Genomic DNA, 21087 nt, shown 5'->3' on the forward strand with positions numbered 1-21087 from the left:
CACCGATGCTTGGATTGGAATTGCTATTTTCGTCGCTCACCATTGCCAATAGCGCCGACTAAAAACCCAGAACCCAGAACCCAGAACCCAGAACCCAGAACCCAGAACCCAGAAGAACTTTGACGACTTTTGACGCTTTCGCAAGCAACTTACACAAGCACGTTGATTGATGAAAAAATCAGATTTCAAACTAGCTTTAAAACGCTGATTTATATGCAGTAAGTTAACGCCGCGTTAAGGGGTGAACAACGCAATGCCACCTAACTTAAACCATTGTGCCATAAACACAAAGGCTAAACTTTGAACCGAAACTGCCAAGCGTTGAGAATCCCTCTTAAACGCTTTGTTAGTAGGTCAACTCCAAGAGAGCACCTGTACTTGTTGCCACCTAGCCTTATAGCCAGCAGTCATTTTGTTGTAATTAGCTTCTGTCATTGCCTTTTTGTTTGGTTTGATCAACATATTAAATGCGTCCTCTAACCCATAAGGGGAGAACAGTTTAATATTGCCTGAGCTATCTAGAGTGAACCCAATAGCAAAGGCAGAAAGCCAAGACTCGATACCTTGTTCAACACGCTCATATGCCTGAATGGAACAACCAAACCTCTTAGAATAGCGCTCATGTATGATTGCTTGGTTTTTTACATCAACGTCGACACTATGACTTAACCGTGAACTAATACGATTTTTGAATTCATCTTCAGTGACATGACTAGAGCTGTCGAAATAGACGACATCAAAGTCTTTAACTTGAGCAAGAAGCGATTTACTTTCAATACTGTTCCAGATGATTTGAGTAATAGCGCCACCTGCGATATAGAAGTTTGGCAGCCCTATTTCCCGACACACTTCAGCTGTTTCTATTAACTCAGGAACTTGCTGAATTAGATGCTTGAGTTTTTGTTTATTCATCCTGACCTACTAACGCCTTGTTAAGGTGTGAGGCACGCAATACCTAAGCTTCCGCATACCACCTTAACCACTGAAATCAACGCATAGTAAAAATGCCACGCGTGCCGAATCACTCTTGAACAATTTGTTATGCGCGTTCTCCACGATTGAACGCAACTACGGTAGCGCGTAATCTAATCAACTTAAACTCTGTAAGTAACACTGTAACAAAAGACAATATAGAAACGGAGATAAGTGCAATATTTATCAAGGTATTACCACTAAACTCATAAATACCTGACAGACCACTAAATAGTAAAAGACTGGCAATTATCGATAAAATCGAATCATTCGTTTTCACTTTATACTCATCAGCAGATATATCTTTTATTATCGAAACCGGATTTGAAAGTCCGTCAAGCCTAACTGCAATTTTTCCTTTTTTAATTTTGACTTTTATGCCAGAGCTTCTTAATGAATTAGCTAAATCTTCCATGATTGATTATCTCCATTTCTGCAAGCGCATAACGCCCTGTTAAGGTGTGAGCAACGCAATACCGACGCCACCGCATACCACCTTAATCACCTAAACCAACGCATAGTAAAAATGCCACGCGTTGCGAATCACTCTTAAACAGTTTGTTATGCCGTTTGATTGTCATTGATGGCTCGTTGCAGTGCTCCTGTAAACTCTTTGATATCGCTAATTGCTTGGGTAAAATCTTGGGCACCTACACTAATCGTACTGCCATCAACATTTCTGCCATTTCGATGAACAATATCGTGTCTTAACTTTGTAATTTTAACTACTTTAGATATATCAATTTCAAGTTTAACACCTAAGACTTGCTCATACATTTCTACGACATTTGGGATATTGTGGTATAGGACGTCACTGACATATCTTAAAACTAGGGATTTAACGTCTAAATCTGTTTCAACTACATCAGTTAGTTTAACGCTTTTAAGCACTTTTAATTTGCGTAAGGCATTTTTTAAAAACTGTTCATCTTGAGAAATGAGAGCTCGTAAGGTGTCACCTAAGTATGACTCAAGCAGTGTAACCGCATATGCATATGACATTTTTACAGCAATGTTTGTATGGAGTATAAAAGCCATTTTTTGAGGGTTATTGACGTTACTATCAAACATGATTCTCAAAGCATCAAGTTCGCTAACAAATATGTTGTGAATGTTTGATGACCCATTATCTTTCAACCATCGCAACTCCGCCTGCCATTCAGCTTCTTCACGTAAATGTTCTTGGTAATTCGAATACTCTTCTGCTAACTCCTGATATTCCTCTGAGTCTTCATCAAGCGAGTCATCGCTCAATCTTTCTCTGATCCACTCATCAGCGTGTAGCTCTTGCATCTCGAATAAGTAATCTTTTGTCGAACTCAATTCACTTACCTCTATCACAATATCCCTAACGGCATAACGCCTTGTTAAGGTGTGAGGCACGCAATGCCGAAGCCTCTGCATACCACCTTAACCACTGAAACCAACGCATAGTAAAAATGCCACGCGTGCCGAATCACTCTTGAACAATTTGTTAGCATACTTTTTCAATGATCATAGTTCTTTAAGTGATTCTCTTAGTTTATCCATAGTTTGAATTCCAAGTTCACTACTAACCCAACCGTACTGGTCGCCATGGAATCTAGGGAAAATATGCAAATGGTAGTGGTCGAGCTCGTTGAAATGAGGGGCCTCTCCATTGTTTTGCATAAAGCCGATACCATCGGGATTGAACTTAGCTTCTATACGTTTATATAAATCTCTTGCAACGTCGGTGATCTCTAAAAACACAGACTCAGGCAGGTCAATGAAAGTACGGTATTGAGTCTTAGGACAAATTAAAATGTGTCCTAAGTTGATTGGGTCATGGTCCGCAAAAGCTATAACTTGGTCAGATTCGTAAACGATGACCGAGTCAATTTCACGATTAACAATTTGTTCGACTATCGTAGTCATCTGAACTCCTATCAAAGTATGCTAACGCCTTGTTAAGGTGTGAGGCACGCAATACAGAAGCTTCCGCATACCACCTTAACCACTGAAGCCAACGCATAGTAAAAATGCCACGCGTTGCGAATCACTCTTAAACAGTTTGTTAGCATGTTGTTTCCGCTACAAACTCATTCACTTGAGAGCGTGTTGTGAAACGTACTTTAGAACCGTGAAAATCTCTGAACAATTGCTGATGGAACTGTCGTGAACTTTTGGATTCGCGAACCGAGTATTCAGAAGCCCATTTTAATAATTCACGAAAATTCTTCTCCGCCTGTTCCTCATTAAGTTGCTTCGAGCTCTCCGAACCACGAGCATAAAGAGAACTTTCACATTCAGACCACTCCAAATCCAAAAACAACAGCATGTCAGCAGAAAAAATAAGCTGTTCGGCTAAAGCACCAAATACTCCCTCAACTACCCAGTTGCATTGAGACTTTATACTAGCAATTTCATTTTCGATTGCTCCGGTGGAGCGTTTTTGATTATAGCCACCTGGCTCCCATACAATCGAGTCCAAGTTAACTTCTTGCAACTGAAGTTTTCGGGATAACTGGTTCGACAACCAACTCTTGCCTGAGCCAGAATTACCGATGATGAGAATTTTCTTCATATTACTCCCGCATGCTAACGCCGCATTAAGGTGTGAGCAACGCTACCACGAAACTAAACCTTACCACCGTAAACACAAAACCCAACGATGGAATGAAAAATGCCATGCGTTGGGAATCACTCTTAAATGCTTTGTTAGCTTAATATAGACTCAGGAGTGCTTTTTACTTTCCAGGATTTTTACTCTTGCTTTGTACGCAAAATAAAAACCAACGAAGAAGAATGCATTCGTAGCCACGAGAGCCAATCCCGCAACCTCGGGTAAATTGTAGCCTGTTATCATTGAAAGAATATAGTACTGGGCACATGCAGCCATAACACACAAAGATAATGGACGAAGAAAAGTAGTACTCGGCGATAACTTTTCTTCAGAGAACATATACTGCATCAATAGCACATGCGAGAAATGAATTGTTGCCAATGACAATATCACTATTAGTATTAAAACTAGCATTACAAATCTTCCGGTTGAAGTAGACCTCTGCGAAGAAGCTCCTTCCGCGCATCTTTTGCATTTAAGTGTGTTTGATAAGCAATTACACTGACCATTACGACCAAGATTGCCGATGCTTTGCCTGCAACTTGTTTGGTCACTCCCAGTCTATTTGCAATCTGCGCAACTGGTGAGCTTGTAACTTGCTTTTTCAACTGAGTCGCAACCTCTTTGGAAGCACTTTTTACCCCTTGTTGCGCTGATGAAAGCAAAAATGCTGATATACCTGCTGCTGTGAGAGGGAGCGAGAAGTCTATGCCAAGACCTTTCAATATATTAGTCACATCCTTATTGGTATCAAAAAATTCTCTGAGCTCCCGATCAGAAAGTGACCATGAGAACCAGTATGGATTTGCAACCACTTGAGAAACTAAACCATATAGTGAAGCTTTCAACTGGCCATCGTTCAAAGCCAATATTAGCTTCAAAACTTCGGACTGTTTGTTCTTAGGTAACTCTCTATAAAGTACAATTCCTGTAATAATTGTAATTGCATTAGGCTCCTGTCTCATACGAGCTTCGTACTTTTCCATACCAATCAAATGCGTGTAGTACTTAACTGGATCTGCGGCAATTTTTGATTTGTGCACTCTCATAAAGCCTCCAATATAGATTTTGATAATGCTTAATACACTTATTGGAACTTGAGCACAAATATGCTTACTACTTTTTTGTTTAGTTTCACACAACATTGCAATTTATAAATAGCATAATTGCCTGACTACCTTGTTCATGAACTTAAATGTTAAGCTAACGCCCTGCTAAGGGGTGAGCAACGCAATACCGAAGCCGCTGCAAACCACCTTAATCACTAAAATCAACGCATAGTAAAAATGCCACGCGTTGCGAATCCCTCTTGAGCAGTTTGTTAGGCATTTTGTCACCACAAACTACTTACCCGTTTTTACCCTCATTAACTTCCAAAATAAAAGCATGAAAATAGCCAACGAGAAGACAATATGAAGCGTTGGTATGCTTCTAGACAAGACGCCAGACTCTCCCAAGTGAGAATCAAACTCTTTGCCACACAAATGATGGCCTTCAATGGTTGTTTCAATTACAAAAGGCGCCCAGAAACAAGTCACCGATATAGCAACTAACAAAGCAATCAAGGGCGTAATCCATATAAATATTGAATCTCTATTTTCACGAAGAAGTTTGACTATGATGAGAATGAACAGTACTGAGCCATACATTATCGAAGCATAAAAGCGCCCATCATCTCCCTGCGTACAAGTCCCCGCGACTGCACCGAGTGAAACCAAAAGACCAAACAATACTATCAATATCGAACTGTACATTTGTAACCTTTGATGCCTAACGCCTTGTTAAGGTGTGAGGCACGCAATACCGAAGGTTCCGCATAACACCTTAACCACTAAAGCCAACGCATAGTAAAAATGCCACGCGTGCCGAATCACTCTTGAACAATTTGTTATACGAATTTCTTCAGTGCCAACACTTGCTGTTCAAATAACTCACAATCTGACTTTGAGTATGACTTAGCGACATTGACCCATTGAACGCCCGTTTCATCTATGTGGCGAAACTCGACTTGAAGTGCATATTTAGAACAACGAAAAAGAGCAAAAACCAAACCTACAACCGTCAGACTAAGAACTAAAACTAGTAGCCATTGTGGCACCTCTTCCAACCTTGGAATAACTAACCAAACTGCCCCTGAAAAAACACATACCCAGAATAAAACTTGACCTAAATTATCAAGAAAACTTAACTTTTTAACCCTAACATTGTTTATCTTAGACAAAGGATATGAGTCTTTCTTAAACCTGAACTCTTTTGAATCCAAGTTAAAATCAGTACTTTTGTACATAATTTCCCTCTATTCGTATAACGCCGCGTTAAGGGGTGAACAACGCGATACCACCCCACTTAACCCATTGTGCCATAAACACAAAAGCTAAACTTTGAACCAAAACTGCCAAGCGTTGAGAATCCCTCTTGAACGCTTTGTTATGCGATTGGCTCACGATAAGGAACTTTAGTTATTACTTATATTGACATATGCAACTTTGCTTACTATTTGTTAATTCGGTCATTTATGACTGGGAAGCAACTTAAATCAATTAGGAGAATACAAGTATATGGCTGTGAAACATACACCAACAGGAGTCGTACACAAGGGCGTTAAAGGCGGAAATACTGGCTGTGGTACTGATACCAAGAAACACTCAGATCATTGGCAAAATTCACATGAACGTATTACGTGTGATAAAAATGGTTGTAAAAACTAGCCGATATTCACACCTAACATCTTGAACAAGTACTTTGGGGCATTATTAGTGCCCTTTTTGATCCTGTCGCATAACGCCCAATTAAGGTGTGAAGCACGCGACCTCGATACCTAATTTGACCACCGTAAATACAGAACTTAACGCAAACCAAAAGTGCCAAGCGTGCTGAATCACTCTTAAATTGTTTGTTATGCTAACTTTGCCCCGTTTGGTAGCGTCATATCAACTGTAGAAAGAACTACAGAACCATCTGGACGATGTAATCCCGTAACAAGACACTCAGACATAATTGGACCAATCTGTTTAGGTGGAAAATTTACTACAGCTAAAACCTGTTTACCTAAAAGATCCTCTTTGGAATACAACTCTGTAATTTGAGCACTGGATTTCTTTACACCCAGCTCTGGACCCAGATCGACTTTCAATTTATAAGCTGGTCTACGAGCCTCAGGAAAATCCTCAACTTCGGTAATCGTACCTACACGAATATCAATTTTTTGGAAATCATTCCATTCTATATATTCCATTGTCTTCCTTATTTAACTGTTGGCATAACGCCCAATTAAGGGGTGAACAACGCCTCCACCCAAACCTAAAGCATTGTGCCATAAACACTAAATTTGAAGTAGAAGCAAAAGTGCCAAGCGTTGTGAATCCCTCTTAAATTGCTTGTTATAGCTCTTTACTCAAATTTAATAACTCTGCTCTCAGATCACTCAACTCAAACCCACGAGGTCGCAGTTGCTCATGTAGGTTGTGATGAGTTCTCTTAAGTCGTTCAGGTTCATGATAAGCAATGTAAAGTACCTGAACCTTTGTTGTATGATCGTTAGAACTGCTTTTTTCTGACACATAGACTGATTCTAAGAACATGACATATTTATAGAACCTTCTAAGTTTTATCAGATCACCATTAATCATAGTTGGCATATCAACCCCAAGTAGAGTTTGATATGTTGACAAAAATTGTCTTAATGATACTGAAAAATCCAAAACATTCGACATTGATACTTCAAATTCATTTGGTTTCTGTTTACATGAGTCTAGAGTTATCTGTATGTTTTTAAAATCGTTTTGTATAGATGAAAGCTGCTGAGTCAGTACTAAGAGCTCCGAGAGTACGAACTCACGCTTTTTCTGTGATTTCCATATTATTGTTATATACAAAGCTAGAATAAATGCGCCTATAGTAGAAAGGCTAGCAAGTGATGACAGTAACTCTGTCATTGGGACACCTTGAAATATCAGTGATGCATAGATACCAGAAACCACCAGAGATATGATGCAAGTTGAATATATGATTTTATCGTTTAACATTTGTCTTCCGTGAGCTATAACGCCGCATTAAGGTGTGAGCGGCGCTTGCCTATACTTTGAGCGAAGCGAAAACGGCAAGCGTTGCGAATCACTCTTAAATGCTTTGTTATACAGCAGGTTACACCTAAGTTCTTCGTACGTTATTAAAGATTTCACAGGACAGTTGATAGTTGTGTTGTCTAGCGATTTTCTGTGAAAAAAACAGCTGAGGAAGCTCATAGATTACGAGTAGTGAGAGGATAATCAATGCACTTGAGTGACCTAGAATTAAGCCAATGACACTTATCGTTAGCAGTGCCAACTCTAGGATAAATAAACCGTACTTACCTAAATAACAATGGTGAAAGCCACCAAGAAAAAACCAGTTCAATGTAGCATAGGTGTCTGGATCCTTGAGCTTTTTTGACTGTTGCTCATAGAACTCTTTCTTTTGAGCTTCAGGTAATAATTTCACCTGTTTTCTCAGGAGTTCTTCATTATATTCCAACTGTTCAATCGGTTCAAATAAACGCATTACGGTACCTCATCATATATTTTTTCAATGAGGTCAGGTTGGTTACATCGCTTTATTCTCGCTAGCCCTATTTTCCAGCCTTTTAAAGCCCCATACTTTTCAATACATTGTTTAGTGTACTCAGAGCAAGTAGGCTCAAAATTACATTCAATGTTCAACAATTGCTTTGATCCACCGCTAGCTTGATAGCGGTGAATCAATTTTAAAGAGATATACTTAATCAAACTTATCGGCCAAGAGTGATAATCACAGCCTCACGCTTCCAAAACAGCATAAAACGCTTTTGCTCAACTACTTGAAATACAACTTGCCAACCGTCTTGTGCATATTTGTTTAGCTCTGCTTCCATTTTTTGCACAGGCAGGCCACTTGCGCCCAACAAGATTGTTCCACAGCCACCTTCTACGATGTGAACTACTTTATATTCTGTGAATTTTGTCATTTTATAACCAACTATTTTAATAAAAACAGAATGTTACAACACACAAGAGAGTGCATCAAGGTGTATATTAATAGATTTGCTGTATAACGCCGCGTTAAGTAGTGAGCAACACTGCCACCCAACCTAAACCATTGTGCCGTAAACACTAATTTCAAAGCAAACCGAAAATGCCCAGCGTTGCGAATCTGCCTTAAACGCTTTGTTAGTTGCCATTCTAAATCTCTGATTTCCAGTTCATTTCCACTTTGCCGACACCGTTTTTTAGCGCTTTGAAAACTCAAATCAGGCGCAGTTTCAAAGCGCCTGTCACTGAAATCACTTGGAAGTAGCAACGCCGTAGAAAACTGGCCAAAAGTGCCAAAAAGACCTTTTGGAAAGGCAATGTCACAAAGCTGAGTTTCAACGAGTACATTCGCGTCTGAAACGGCAAAACAAAACCACAATGTTAAAAATCGAACGTAATTCTAGCAAGCTACACCAAAGTACAAAACCGAGCAAAATCACACGATTCATTAGCCCGAAATTTTCTGCTTTAGCTGCATTTTTACCGCTGACAACTAACGCCGCATTAAGGTGTGAGCAACGCTACCACGAAACCTAACCATACCACCATAAACACAAAACCCAACGATGACATAAAAATGCCACGCGTTGCGAATCCCTCTTGAGCAGTTTGTTAGGCATCTTGCCACCACAAACTACTTACCCGTTTTGCACCTAATTAACTTCCAAAACGAAAGCATGAAAATAGCCAACGAGAAAACAATATGAAGCGTTGGTATGCTTCTAGACCAGACATCAGACTCTACCAAATGAGAATCAAATTCTTTGCCACACAAATGATGACCTTCAATGGTTGTTTCAATTACAAAAGGAGCCCAGAAATAAGTTACCGACATAGCACCTAACAAAGCAATTGAGGGCATAATCCATATAAATTTTGAACCTCTATTTTCACGAAGAAGTCTGACTATGATGAGAATGAATAGTACTGAGCTATACATTATCGAAGCATAAAAACGTCCGTCATCTCCCTGTGTGCAAGTACCCGAAACTGCACCAAGTGAAGCCAAAAGACCATGCAATAGTATCAATATCGAGCTGTACATTTGTAACCTTTGATGCCTAACGCCCTGTTAAGGGGTGAGCAACGCAATACAAAAGCCGCTGCATACCACCTTAAACACTAAAAACAACGCATAGTGAAAATGCCACGCGTTGCGAATCCCTCTTGAACAGTTTGTTAGGCTTCTGACACGCTACCGACAAATATGATAAACCAAATCCGACTTGCTGGAACCATTTACCAACGACTTCCATTTAGAGTTTTTAGACCAGTCTTTTAATGGCTTAGAAGGGGTTGACTGCGCACCATCTTCACTACTTCCCGCTAACGTAAGATATTGTCTTTTCTTACAATTAATTTTGAGCTCCGTAAAGTCTGTATATGCCTTTCCCTTGCCAATACGACTAGTTAGAACCTTTATTGTACCGTCACTTAGCTTTGACTTTTTCAAAACATAATAGGCACCGCTATCACCAGCTGAAGGCGCTCGATAGAGCTCTTTTGCCTGAAGGCTGAAGCTCAAATTGAACAGTAGACATATAATGATTACATTTTTCATAGACCCGCCTTAGAGTACGCTCTTTCCAATTAGAAAAGTATAGTGCTAATGAGTGCCTATTTTTCTGTACTAATAGTACCAATGAAGCCTAACGCCGCATTAAGTGGTGAGCAACGCTAACTACCCAACCTAAACCATTGTGACATAAACACTGAAACCGAAGTAACCCGAAAACGCTATGCGTTGGGAATCCGTCTTAAATGCATTGTTAGGCAACATGGACTCAAGTACGAAGTGCAACACCACTAAACGATAAAACAGCGAGATGCGATAATCATGACGTTCACTCCCCCAAGAAGTAAAAAACATGAAATATACGCACCATTCATGGGAGTGAGGCGCGAATGAGAACACCAATAGATTGATAAGACAACACAGGGTGAGCGCCTGAACTGAATTAATGTGAATTTTCACGCTTTTTTAGCCATTATATTTGTTCAAAATCGCACTTTGCTTAAATCTGTTTGTTTTTTAGCGCGCAGATTAGTGATTGCACAACTCGATGTCTGATGATTTAACAAAGAAAATGGCTATTGTTTACAAAAAATCCACTCATGTAGTTACCCTGTACGACAACACTTACCAAAACGAACTTCTATGTCACACGTAACACAGAAACTCTGCAAGGAAATTGCACTCAAACTAAATACAAGCCCACGCAAAAGGCTTGGGGATAGAACAGCAATGGAGTATATTCACGCGCATCTGTAGAGAGTGTCACACTTCAAACTTGATACTAAGATTAACACGAAAGTTAAAGGATAAAATGAAACGACTATTAACTATTGCACTTGCTCTTTTTGCATTTTCAGCAGCCGCCGCTAGCGATATCCGACCAGACGGTTGGAGTAGAAACATAGACACTAACAAAATAGAAATATTGGTACATCCTGATGGTTTAAGAGTTGGTGCCACTATTTACCTAATGGAATATAAGATCAAAGACCCTCGTAACCCAAATGATAGCGAACTGGTTGTAGATTCTATTTACGGAGTATCTGAAGTAGTTAGCTTAAACAAAGGTATAAACGTATTTGGTAAGTACTACCCACCAGGCTCAATCGCATACCGTTGTGGTACCGCAGGAAGTTGGCATATCTACGCTAAATCTCTTGACGCTCACTTAAACTGATATTTAGAGTCGCAAGGACGCACTCTTTGATGCCTAACGCCCTGTTAAGGTGTGAGCAACGCAATACCGATGCTGCCGCACACCACCTTAAACACTAAAGTCAACGCATAGTAAAAATGCCACGCGTTGTGAATCACTCTTAAACAGTTTGTTATGCGCTTTGCTCCACTAATTCAGCTGTTCCAATACAAGCGACTCGTCCTTCAATATCAGTAACTATATCTCCGGAGAACTGATGATTAAGCTGAACTTGAACATTAGGTAGGCCTATTGGTGCAATATTAATTAAGTACCCATCTTTTATGGTTTCCACTACGTATTTATGCTCGCCAGAAACTTTAAGCTCAGATAGAACGACACCTAAATTGCTATCGATTACCTCTGCAGATGACGCAGATAAACTGAAAACACATTCCCCCGACTCGCCTGAATTGGGAGCTAACAACATGAAACCCACATGCCTACCATCTATTGTTTTCAATACCATCGCTTTTGGTAGTTCATTATCCATACATCCCTCGATATTTAAATGCACTAGCGCATAACGCCTTGCTAAGGTGTGAGTAACGCAATACAAAAGCTACCGCACAGCGCCTTAATCACATAAGCCACCGCAAAGTAAAAATGCCACGCGTTACGAATCACTCTTAAGCAATTTGTTAGTACATGCACTACTTCTATTTATGCGCTCCAAGATATTGAAAAGTGGCATGATATGAAAGGATTTGAACATTGAAGTGAGACGGGCAACTACAAAACTTTGCCCCGATTGAAAGACGGAAGTTGGCTAGAAGAAAAACGCACTTAACTCCCCTGCTTTCACTGACTGCAAATTAGAAAAGAATTCGATCCTCGCACTTTGATGGCAATACCCAACGAACGACGAGATTAACTTAGGAAGTACAACGAAAACGAAGAAGCGCCAAAGAAATAGGTTAAGAGTTACAGACCGTAAACGGTGAAATCAAAGCAAACACTCCGCATATAGTGCCACCGGAAAGAACGTGAAAGGCACTAACTGAAAGGTGTAAACACGAGCGCCAAAACAGATAAACACCAAAACTTATGACCTTTGATGTCAACCCCGTACTAACGCCCAGTTAAGGGGTGAAGCACGCAATGACTAAGCCTCTGCATAGCACTTCAACACCGAAATAAAACGCATACCAAAAATGCCACGCGTGCTGAATCCCTCTTGAACTGTTTGTTAACTGGATTTGCAAAGGTGGAGTGCTTGCTCTACCGATTTTGCGATAATTACACGCTTATTGCTTGTAAGTGTATTGAGTTTGTCCATTATTACGGGTTTCGAATTTTGGGGATAGTCCCATAAAAATTTGATGAACTCGATATCAAACCTTTCATCGCAACCTTCAGCTAAATCTGGACGCTTACTACTTAATAATGTTCTCTTTAGTGCTCGATAGATACAGGTATATCGGTTTACATCTAAGAATATTACTGTGACGAACTACCAACACAAGTAGGTTCTGAAATAAATCTGGAAAGGTTTATATGGTGAGGCTGGGTAGCCTTTTTCAGAAAAATAGAGAATTTTAACTATTTTTCCTAAAATTTGAGTTTTGAGAGTACCAGTTTCCAGAAAATTAGTCACTGAATAAAGAGTGCGTTTTAAGATGTTGTGGTTGATGGATAATACCACCAAGCTCATTTATGTCGAGTAGACGACACCTGTTACCAAGTGTCGCCCCTCTAAGAACCCAGCGTGCAACTTTCACCGCACTAGGCTCAAGCCTTCACGAAGGCACCAGTTGGTACCCAGCAACTTATAAAGCAGCGAGAGTAGGCTCACGCCAAGAGTTACGACATAACTTCTTTGATTTTCTCTTTGCCAAGTATTCTTGGTATTGAGGATCAAAAGGCGTTACAGCACTCCTGATTTTCACATGCCTCTCAATCGGCACCTTAGCTATTTGAAACAGATTGAACTGACAATCCATATCCATGATCTTCTGCCAACCGTGAAACTGCCATTGACCTTGACGGTTGATGAAGTATTTAAGGGCAATCCAAGTTCTAGACTTAGTCGGATGACGCCTTTTAGCCCAGTGCCATAACGCATGGAATAGCTTGTGACCTACATATCCGAATACCTGTTTAGCAACGCAGTGTCGATAGTAATTCGACCAACCCCTGAGTTTCGGATTTATCAACTTGATTAGATCGTTAACAGGGATGATTGCGTGCTTCTTGATGAGTTCGCGCAAGTTACTCAAGAGCATCAATGTGTTGGATTTGCTCGGTTTAATGAGCAGTTTTCCTTTGTACTTCCGATGATTAAAACCTAGGAAGTCAAAACCACGGCTGATGTGGGTAATGTGCGTTTTCTCTTCGGAGAGTGTTAAGCCTCTTTCTGCTAAGAAATCAGCAATCAACGGTTTGATATCGTTCTCCAGCACTTCCTTTGAAGCACAGGTGACGACGAAATCGTCGGCGTATCCAATAAAGTTGGCTCTCGCACCCTTTTTTAGTGCGGTAGACTTTATGCGCTGTTCAAGCCCTGCAAGTGTCATTAACATCAAGGTCGGAGATATGACCCCGCCTTGTGGTGTTCCCTCGTCAGTGCGATAGAACAGTCCTTTGTCCATAAAACCAGACTTTAACCATTGTTCCAACATGCGTTTATCTACGGCAATGTTATTCATAAGCCATTGATGTCCGATTTTATCGAAACAGGCTTTGATGTCTCCCTCAAGCACCCATTGCGCGGATCTCTTTTGACTTAAACAGATGAAACACTGAGCAATTGCATCAGCAGTACTTCTATTGGGTCGAAAACCGTAGCTATTGGGATCGGCAAGTGTTTCTGATACTGGCTCCAGTGCAAGAAGATGAAGCGCTTGCTGTGCTCTATCAACCATGCACGGGATACCCAGCGGCCTGAGTTTACCGTTTTTCTTGGGGATGTAGATACGCTTGAGTGGTTTGGCTTGATAAGCTTTCCTGCTCAATTGATTGACTGCTTTCATGCGGCGCGTATCCGTATTCCAGATAGCGCCGTCTATTCCAGGCGTTTTACTGCCTTTATTTTGTGATACTCGCTTAACAGCAAGAAGTTTTGCTGAACGCGAGTGAGTCAATATCCACTGCAATGCTTTCGCTTTGCCGTGTTTACCTTCTCGTGTTGCCTTTGCAATACGCATCTGAAGCTTTAAAACATGGGATTCAACGGCTTTCCAATTGATGGATTGCCATTGAGCACTGTCAGGAGAGGCACTAATCTCTTTTGAAATCATCATTTGCGTTTCTCCTTGAATAAAGTTCTTCAAATTATCTTGCAATGGAAGACCAGTCGGAAGTCAGCCCACTTTCGTGATCAGATATGAATCTGTATCTGCATCGTTACAATGCAGCCTTCGCTTTTTCCAACATCCTCTACCTGCATCACTATCGGCCACAGAGGCTTTCCCAGAGGGAGTAATACAGGCTTACCGTGTTCCGTATGTTACGCAATGTCAGGGTAGATGCTCGCTATGGTGCGGAGAGTTCAATGATCACGAAAGAGCATGGGGCAATCTCTTTCCGACTCTCTTGCCTTTTGGCTACAGCGTATTAACCACTTCCGCTGTTTCAACGTATAACGCACCTTATGCGAATTCACGTATGTTCATCATGCTGACTACCTAGCACTCACCCAATTTTGTGGTTATCAGGAGGATCGTCCTCTCACGATTTAGATCCCGACTGGTACATGACCAGTCTTCGTTACATTGTCAGACTCGCTACTTTATTCAGAGTCCTAGGTTCATCTGGTGATACAGATGGTTCACACATTAAGCGGTGAACAGCGCTTCATACGACTTCACGTCGCACGCCCCTTTCCTTGTTTCAGAGCTAATTTCTAGCTGCTCACTATGCTATAAATTATCTAATGTCATTTTTGAATCGAGAAGTAAGTTATGAGTAAAAAACTGCTGTCAGAAAAAGACCTTTTAGAAGGATTAACAAGTCATACTGCGCACACCGATGAATTCGTGACTACAAGTGAAAAAGATTGGGGGGCTTATTCGGAAGGTGCGGATAAGGCGGATATTGACTTTCTAGTTGAACGACGTGATGTTTTTGACTCTTCCCGAATTGAATTTGAGGAAGATGAACAAGACCGAGAACTAGTTAAGCAAAGAGAAAACTCCCCAGAAATTGACGTTGATATTGATGAGTTGTGAACCAGTATGTTTGTGTTTCGGAGTTAATCACCAGAATCAAAAATGCCCCAAGTGTATCAACTTCTCATTTGTTTGAATTGCCACCCGACCGAAAAATAACAAAAGTTAGATTTAGCGATGATATGAGCGTAAAAGCTACGCTTTAGTCACTTAAATTGGATCATTTAGGGCTGGATCTATACGAACGAGCTAAAGCGCAGAGTAAATATTTAATAGTAACTAAGAATATGCCTAACTCTTCTTTGAGAGATCCAGAGCTATGGTAGATTGATAGAACGGAGCTGAGTAATCCTGAAAGATATGGTTGAATTGCTCACGGCTATCAAGCACAAAAGCAACTCGAACGTGGTCTAGGTTGTATGTCGTCAAAACAGAGCGTAACCAACCCGCCAACGAACTCTCCAAAAGCGCTCTACAGCCTACGAACCACACCCATGTTTGCTGATCACTTCGAATAACATCTAAGATTTCTGACTTGTATCGATAACCATCTCCCATTGAAGTTAGGTCGATGTACACAACATTAGCTCCCAGTCCATGGTTAATGCGATTGTACGTATCTTGAAGTTCTTTACCGCATTCACTATCAAATGTGTGAAGCCTCATTACGCCCAACTCCCAATAGCCGTGTATTAAGCGTTCTGGTGTACCTACAGGCCAGCTATCAAAGGTGTATAAGTTATCTTTACGCATCTACGAAACTTATTTTTATGAACGGATTAGAGAAGTGAAGCCCAATGGCTGGACACATAAGCCAATATCTTAAGTGATTGAACCAGCTCATGCAGCGTAGCTCTGTCTGTCAAAGTAGACTTAATCAGGGTGAGGTCATTGAGTATCTGGTGTTTACGCTCCTCATTATAAAACACCATGTAGTGCCCGATTTCAAGCTCTGCTTCACGGGGTGTGCTGTAATCTTTTAAGCAAATCTCCTCGTATTACAGACTTCTCAATAGTCGCTCAATAAAAAGATTGTCAATCCAGCGACCTTTTCCGTCCATGTTGATCCATATCCCCCTGATTGAGCAACCTCTGTGTGAACTCAGTGCTAGTAAACTCGCAGCCCTGATCGGATAAAGATATCGGGTGGTCCGTAGTATTGGATCACCTCTTCGAGAGCCACGATACATAAAACTTGTACCCATGGTGTTCGATAACCGCGAGGACAACACCTCACAGTTATACCAGTCGATAATGACAACCAAGAACAGGAACCCTTTTGTTGATAGTTCGTTCATTTACAAGAAAGTTTGTCACTTTTTTCTCTGTCGGTTTAAGTTGACAGAGGTGATATGAACTGCCTATAGCAAACACGCCTTTGCCCCATTATCATCTAGGCATAGATTATGGGTTAGATGCATATGGCAGTAACTGGTCTACTTTTTCTAATGACCGTTTGCTAGTCAAAGTGATTAACTATCCCCCCCTTAATACTTGGCCCGAATATCTCTATTCCAGACCGAGAAACCCTTGGATAGTAACTAGCCATTTCGCCCAGATCTATGCTCTCCCTTTGCAACGCATAACTACCTCTTTTTTGAGTTATTTGGAAGAAACTGAATTCTGAAATTCTATCTTTTAATGCGCTAACGACAGTATGAATAATTGACGAAGGGCAACGGAGACCAAAAGTGATATCAATCATTTCTAGGGGGGAATCATTTAAACCCACATGGTCAAAGAGCCGCCATTCTGACTCGTACTTCCATGGCGTTGCTTTTCTTAGCAATACGGTATTGTCGAGTTCTTTTTTAGCTGAAAATTCGTTATTAAGTATGGCTCTTGCGATAAGACTCGTATGCAAACAACGATCATCGCTATAATCCACTTTATGCAAAGTGGGAATTGGCTTTCTTTTTAAAGAATAGCCAATACAAAGACCTCTGTGCTGATCACCATAATGACTCCAAAGTAAAGAGCTGTCTGGAGTAGAAGAAAAGCAGCAGACTCCCTTATCGTGCTGTTTCAATAATTCGGTTTGAATGTCACATGTTAAAATCCAACATTCTGCATCTTCCACTGAGATATTACTTTCTTCATAATCAGGGTTAGTTGCATAGTAAGCTATATCAGCCAAGGCCTTAGATGCCGTATTATTCGCTAGCTGAATGCTATAGTCTTTCGCGTCATCTTTATTGTACTTAGCTTTTTTTAATGATGATAAAGCCTCGGAGGACACTCTACGCTTTACTAGTTCATACAGAATTGCTTGTAGTTCCTGCTTGCTTGAGTCAGAAATGACCGTGGGCTGACAATCCATGGGATCATTAAAAGAACTGGGGTTAGCAAAATACAGTTTGTCGAGGCACAAAGAATCTAGGGTCAACTCACTGAAGTTTCGATATCTATATACCTTTTGTGGTTGTTCTCCATGCATAATCAGCTTCTCTTATTCACTAAATGTGACCATAGTATGATCGATAGACGGCTTTAGCATCAATACTGTAAATCGAAGGTTTTCCGATGTTGCTCCATGAGTGTTTATAGCTCGATAATGCCCCTTTACGTGCTACTACAGTTTAGTTTTGACTTAGTATTCTTAATATAAGTAGTCAATCTCCAACATCGAGTAAAGAGCGAATTTCAGCATAATTATCGAAAGGATCTAGTCTTTTTTACTACTGTGAGCTTTGTTGTTCATAAAGTTAGACATCTGAAATAAACTAACAGCATATCAATTAATTGCATGGTAGTGGTATGGGTAGATTCAAGCATGGTTCGGAATGGAGGCGTTGGGATCTTCATGTTCACACTCCTGATTCGGTACTGGAAACACAGTACAAATCCAATTGGGAACAATACTTAGAAGTAATTGAAAGTAGAGGTGAAGAAGTATCAGTAATTGGAGTTACTGATTACTACACCATCTCTGGTTACGAAAAGATGCTCAAGTATAAGTCTCATGGACGCTTGCAGAACATTGATGCCATGTTCCCCAACATTGAATTTAGGATTACTCCTGAAACTCAAAAAGACAAAGGTATCAATATACACATCATTGTTGACCCATCTGAATCAGACCACGTTACTCGAATTAATAATGCCCTTACACGATTGACGTACAAGTACGATACGCACCTCTATGGATGTATTGAACCGCAACTGAGAGACCTTGGAAAAGCACTTAATCCAGCTCTAAGCGATGAAGCTGCTCTGAAAGAAGGTATGAAGAACTTTAAGCCTTCATATGAGTCGTTTCGTGAGTGGTATGAGAATGAATCTTGGTTGAAGAAGAACTCAATTATTATTGTTGCTAATGCTTCAAAAGATGGAGTGTCCGGCATCAGAGAAAATGGATTTATGGCTACTCGCAAGGATATTTATAAATTCACTGATATGATATTTTCTGGCAAAGACAGCGACATTAAACACTTCATGGGGGGAAAAGAGCGCACAAAGAGTGACATCTTGAGTGACTATGGTCGAGTCATTCCATGTATTAATGGGTCAGACGCTCATGACTTTGGCAAGATTTTTGAACCATCCTTGAGACGCAATTGTTGGATAAAAGCAGACCCAACCTTTAGTGGCCTCCGTCAAGTCATCTATGAGCCAGAGCGGGTAAAAATCCAAGAACTCTCACCGGAGCATAAAGCTGAATATCAAACGATTCGTCGTGTAAGATACCTTGATACTTCGGGTGAAAAGTTATTTTCAGATGATTGGGTTCCGTTGAGCAAAGATTTGAATACGATCATTGGCGGTAAGTCCTCCGGCAAATCTATGCTGCTGTATCATATAGCTAAAACGATAAATCCCCAGAAGTTAATAACAGTATTCTTAAGGCTAAATCAGCGACTTATGATGATTTGGCTTCAGTAGACTTTGAAGTTGAATGGAGTAATGGAGAGACTTCTAAGTTGTCACAGCTTGAGGCATCAGATGAAAAAGCGATCACGTTTATCCCACAGCTATACATAAATCAACTAGCTGATAAAGACGGTAAAGAAGATCTGAATAAGCTGATCAGTAAAATCCTGAATCAGAACGATACTTACAAAGCATTTGTTGATAATACATATCGCAAAATCAATATATTGAGGACTCAGATCTCAGACAAGATTGATATGCGTTTTGAGCTGGTAGAACAACACAAAAAGCTAACTGACGAAGGAAAACAGATCGGTAACTCTAAGTCTGTTCAGCAAGAGATAGACAAAATTAAAGAGAAATCTGAGCAATTACGCAAGAAATCGAATTTCACTAAGGAAGATGAAGAACGATATAACAAGCTAGTTAGAGCTAGGGCATCGTTCCAAAAAGCCAAAACAAAACTTGAATCTTTTCAGTCTCACTTCAATGACATCTTAGCAAACGTCGAAGATAGCAGGTTGCGTTGGATTGAGAGTATACAGTCGGACATCGCAATCAAGTCAGGGTTCTCTGAAAAATCTACAGTTCTAAATGAACTGAAAGATGTGCTAAAAGATGAATTATCGAAAGCCTTTGAGTCTTTTCTTAAGAAAGTGTCGGAACAACAGTCCTCTATTCCTTACCGGTTAAAAGCCGTTGAGCAGAAGCTGGCTATTGTTAATGAATCGCTATTACCGCTTGAGAGTAAAGTTCAAGACAAGGCTGCTTTAGATAACTTGAACAAGCAACTGAAAGCAGAGGAGCAGAAACTCAAGCAAATCAGAGAAAAGATGGGAGCCAGAAAAATTGTTGATCAGAATGGGATTGCGTGTCGAACAGAGATAGACAACCTTTATAAGCAATTGTTTGAACTCTATCAGCAGCTCTGCGAAAAGGTAGCTGAATATAAAGTCGATGATGATATTCAGATAGAAGCAAAATTATCAGTCAATACTGAAAAATTTGATGTGTTTACTCAATGCTTTAATCGTAATGGCAACATGAAGTTTCTTCTCGAACAGCTTGTGGACGAACAAGGTAAGTACCAGTTCAGCATAGAGACTATTTGCACTGATATCAGTTCTGTTTCGAGCCGTATTGCGGCAAAAGAAGCACCATCGTTGAGAAAACACGCGACACAACTTGATGCCTTTAAGCATCTATATACTGACTATTTTGAAGTTAACTATGTAGTTTCATACAAAGATGACGATATTGTTCAAATGTCGCCTGGCAAACGGGGACTCGTACTGTTGAGCTTGATGCTTGAGCTAAGCAACTCTACTCATCCGATACTAATCGACCAACCAGAAGATAATCTGGATAACAGAACCATTTACTCTGAGCTGAAAGGCTTTGTTCGCAAGTGCAAGAACAAGAGACAAATCATAATGGTTACTCACAACGCTAATTTAGTAGTAGCAGCTGATGCCGAGTGCGTGATTGTTGCTGATCAGAAAGGACAGCAAGATGACAGCAACGGTTGCTCTGAGTTTAGATTTGACTACTTCGGAGGGAGCTTAGAGCTCAGCTATGACAGTCCTTATGGAGAAACTTATAACCAGTTGAGTGATATGGGCATACGACAACATGTATGCCACATACTTGAAGGCGGTATCGCCGCGTTTAAAGAGCGTGAGCAAAAGTACAACTTGTTATAATGCAAGCTAGATTAGTTTGAATGCAATGTGCCAGTTTCGTTTCCTCGATGTGACTAGGCTGACAGGTTGCTATAAATCGGTTCTGCCCCATTA

23 protein-coding genes and 2 pseudogenes are annotated in these 21087 nt (G+C 40.5%); 6 read left to right on the forward strand and 19 right to left on the reverse strand.

What is annotated here, in order from left to right:
- Positions 1–354 precede the first annotated feature (354 nt).
- The 7 genes from ACZ5ZC_RS16465 to ACZ5ZC_RS16495 all read right to left on the reverse strand — a co-directional run bounded on the left by ACZ5ZC_RS16465 (position 355) and on the right by ACZ5ZC_RS16495 (position 5843).
- On the reverse strand, positions 355–912 hold the full coding sequence (locus ACZ5ZC_RS16465) for a nucleotidyltransferase family protein (protein WP_289998038.1): 558 nt from the start codon (positions 910–912) through the stop codon (positions 355–357).
- 127 nt (positions 913–1039) lie between these two features.
- Positions 1040–1387, reverse strand: a complete 348-nt coding sequence (locus ACZ5ZC_RS16470; protein WP_053809161.1) for a hypothetical protein — start codon at positions 1385–1387, stop codon at positions 1040–1042.
- Positions 1388–1533: 146 nt separating this feature from the next.
- Positions 1534–2295, reverse strand: a complete 762-nt coding sequence (locus tag ACZ5ZC_RS16475; RefSeq protein WP_054868435.1) for a hypothetical protein — start codon at positions 2293–2295, stop codon at positions 1534–1536.
- 171 nt (positions 2296–2466) lie between these two features.
- Positions 2467–2868: an HIT family protein gene (locus tag ACZ5ZC_RS16480; RefSeq protein ID WP_054868434.1), complete on the reverse strand. Its 402-nt coding sequence runs from the start codon at positions 2866–2868 to the stop codon at positions 2467–2469.
- A 139-nt stretch (positions 2869–3007) separates the two neighbouring features.
- On the reverse strand, positions 3008–3517 hold the full coding sequence (locus ACZ5ZC_RS16485) for a P-loop NTPase family protein (RefSeq protein ID WP_054868433.1): 510 nt from the start codon (positions 3515–3517) through the stop codon (positions 3008–3010).
- Between the two features lie 452 nt (positions 3518–3969).
- The gene (locus ACZ5ZC_RS16490; RefSeq protein ID WP_151514891.1) at positions 3970–4605 is read right to left on the reverse strand and encodes a hypothetical protein; all 636 of its coding nucleotides are present in this window, start codon (positions 4603–4605) and stop codon (positions 3970–3972) included.
- 839 nt (positions 4606–5444) lie between these two features.
- Positions 5445–5843, reverse strand: a complete 399-nt coding sequence (locus ACZ5ZC_RS16495; RefSeq protein WP_017058505.1) for a DUF6232 family protein — start codon at positions 5841–5843, stop codon at positions 5445–5447.
- A gap of 271 nt (positions 5844–6114) precedes the next feature.
- On the opposite strand from ACZ5ZC_RS16495, the gene ACZ5ZC_RS16500 reads away from it, so the two are divergent.
- Complete coding sequence (locus tag ACZ5ZC_RS16500) at positions 6115–6264, forward strand: hypothetical protein (RefSeq protein WP_017635632.1); 150 nt, start codon at positions 6115–6117, stop codon at positions 6262–6264.
- A gap of 188 nt (positions 6265–6452) precedes the next feature.
- On the opposite strand, the gene ACZ5ZC_RS16505 is transcribed toward ACZ5ZC_RS16500, so the two are convergent.
- The 7 genes from ACZ5ZC_RS16505 to ACZ5ZC_RS16535 all read right to left on the reverse strand — a co-directional run bounded on the left by ACZ5ZC_RS16505 (position 6453) and on the right by ACZ5ZC_RS16535 (position 10471).
- Complete coding sequence (locus tag ACZ5ZC_RS16505; protein ID WP_109170385.1) at positions 6453–6791, reverse strand: tRNA-binding protein; 339 nt, start codon at positions 6789–6791, stop codon at positions 6453–6455.
- A 145-nt stretch (positions 6792–6936) separates the two neighbouring features.
- A complete protein-coding gene (locus tag ACZ5ZC_RS16510) occupies positions 6937–7491 on the reverse strand; it encodes a hypothetical protein (protein WP_464932122.1) in 555 nt (184 codons plus the stop codon).
- Between the two features lie 214 nt (positions 7492–7705).
- Positions 7706–8095, reverse strand: coding sequence for a TM2 domain-containing protein (locus ACZ5ZC_RS16515; RefSeq protein ID WP_054868468.1), 390 nt, complete (start codon positions 8093–8095; stop codon positions 7706–7708).
- Entirely contained in the window at positions 8095–8319 is a 225-nt protein-coding gene (yidD, locus tag ACZ5ZC_RS16520; RefSeq protein ID WP_464932123.1) for a membrane protein insertion efficiency factor YidD, read from the reverse strand. Before yidD ends, ACZ5ZC_RS16515 begins: the two co-directional genes overlap by 1 nt.
- Positions 8320–8321: 2 nt before the next feature.
- Positions 8322–8537: a DUF4177 domain-containing protein gene (locus tag ACZ5ZC_RS16525; protein WP_005447484.1), complete on the reverse strand. Its 216-nt coding sequence runs from the start codon at positions 8535–8537 to the stop codon at positions 8322–8324.
- 1259 nt (positions 8538–9796) lie between these two features.
- Positions 9797–10162: a hypothetical protein gene (locus ACZ5ZC_RS16530; RefSeq protein WP_464932124.1), complete on the reverse strand. Its 366-nt coding sequence runs from the start codon at positions 10160–10162 to the stop codon at positions 9797–9799.
- A gap of 129 nt (positions 10163–10291) precedes the next feature.
- The gene (locus ACZ5ZC_RS16535; protein WP_464932125.1) at positions 10292–10471 is read right to left on the reverse strand and encodes a hypothetical protein; all 180 of its coding nucleotides are present in this window, start codon (positions 10469–10471) and stop codon (positions 10292–10294) included.
- Between the two features lie 258 nt (positions 10472–10729).
- Between ACZ5ZC_RS16535 and ACZ5ZC_RS16540 the strand changes: the two are divergent.
- Together ACZ5ZC_RS16540 and ACZ5ZC_RS16545 are read left to right on the forward strand one after the other, a co-directional pair.
- Positions 10730–10873 (forward strand): annotated as a pseudogene (locus tag ACZ5ZC_RS16540) (IS30 family transposase); the annotation flags it as partial.
- Between the two features lie 55 nt (positions 10874–10928).
- On the forward strand, positions 10929–11294 hold the full coding sequence (locus tag ACZ5ZC_RS16545; RefSeq protein ID WP_054868472.1) for a hypothetical protein: 366 nt from the start codon (positions 10929–10931) through the stop codon (positions 11292–11294).
- A 151-nt stretch (positions 11295–11445) separates the two neighbouring features.
- Here the strand turns inward: ACZ5ZC_RS16545 and ACZ5ZC_RS16550 are convergent, their stop codons facing one another.
- Together ACZ5ZC_RS16550 and ltrA are read right to left on the reverse strand one after the other, a co-directional pair.
- A complete protein-coding gene (locus ACZ5ZC_RS16550) occupies positions 11446–11805 on the reverse strand; it encodes a hypothetical protein (protein ID WP_045616264.1) in 360 nt (119 codons plus the stop codon).
- Positions 11806–13081: 1276 nt separating this feature from the next.
- Entirely contained in the window at positions 13082–14554 is a 1473-nt protein-coding gene (gene ltrA, locus ACZ5ZC_RS16555; RefSeq protein WP_464931487.1) for a group II intron reverse transcriptase/maturase, read from the reverse strand.
- A gap of 660 nt (positions 14555–15214) precedes the next feature.
- Here ltrA and ACZ5ZC_RS16560 point away from each other — a divergent pair.
- A complete protein-coding gene (locus tag ACZ5ZC_RS16560; RefSeq protein WP_005379032.1) occupies positions 15215–15481 on the forward strand; it encodes a hypothetical protein in 267 nt (88 codons plus the stop codon).
- Positions 15482–15712: 231 nt separating this feature from the next.
- Here ACZ5ZC_RS16560 and ACZ5ZC_RS16565 read toward each other — a convergent pair whose 3' ends face one another.
- From ACZ5ZC_RS16565 to ACZ5ZC_RS16575, 3 genes and pseudogenes are all read right to left on the reverse strand, one after another.
- On the reverse strand, positions 15713–16174 hold the full coding sequence (locus tag ACZ5ZC_RS16565; RefSeq protein WP_005379029.1) for a hypothetical protein: 462 nt from the start codon (positions 16172–16174) through the stop codon (positions 15713–15715).
- Between the two features lie 87 nt (positions 16175–16261).
- Positions 16262–16701, reverse strand: a pseudogene (locus tag ACZ5ZC_RS16570) (transposase); the annotation flags it as partial.
- Positions 16702–16880: 179 nt separating this feature from the next.
- Positions 16881–17858, reverse strand: a complete 978-nt coding sequence (locus ACZ5ZC_RS16575; RefSeq protein ID WP_464932126.1) for a DUF2971 domain-containing protein — start codon at positions 17856–17858, stop codon at positions 16881–16883.
- 320 nt (positions 17859–18178) lie between these two features.
- Between ACZ5ZC_RS16575 and ACZ5ZC_RS16580 the strand changes: the two genes are divergently transcribed.
- Together ACZ5ZC_RS16580 and ACZ5ZC_RS16585 are read left to right on the forward strand one after the other, a co-directional pair.
- Positions 18179–19303, forward strand: a complete 1125-nt coding sequence (locus tag ACZ5ZC_RS16580; RefSeq protein WP_464932127.1) for a hypothetical protein — start codon at positions 18179–18181, stop codon at positions 19301–19303.
- Between the two features lie 38 nt (positions 19304–19341).
- Positions 19342–20994, forward strand: a complete 1653-nt coding sequence (locus ACZ5ZC_RS16585; RefSeq protein ID WP_464932128.1) for a hypothetical protein — start codon at positions 19342–19344, stop codon at positions 20992–20994.
- Positions 20995–21087: the final 93 nt, after the last annotated feature.

Source organism: Vibrio sp. JCM 18905 (assembly GCF_055393305.1).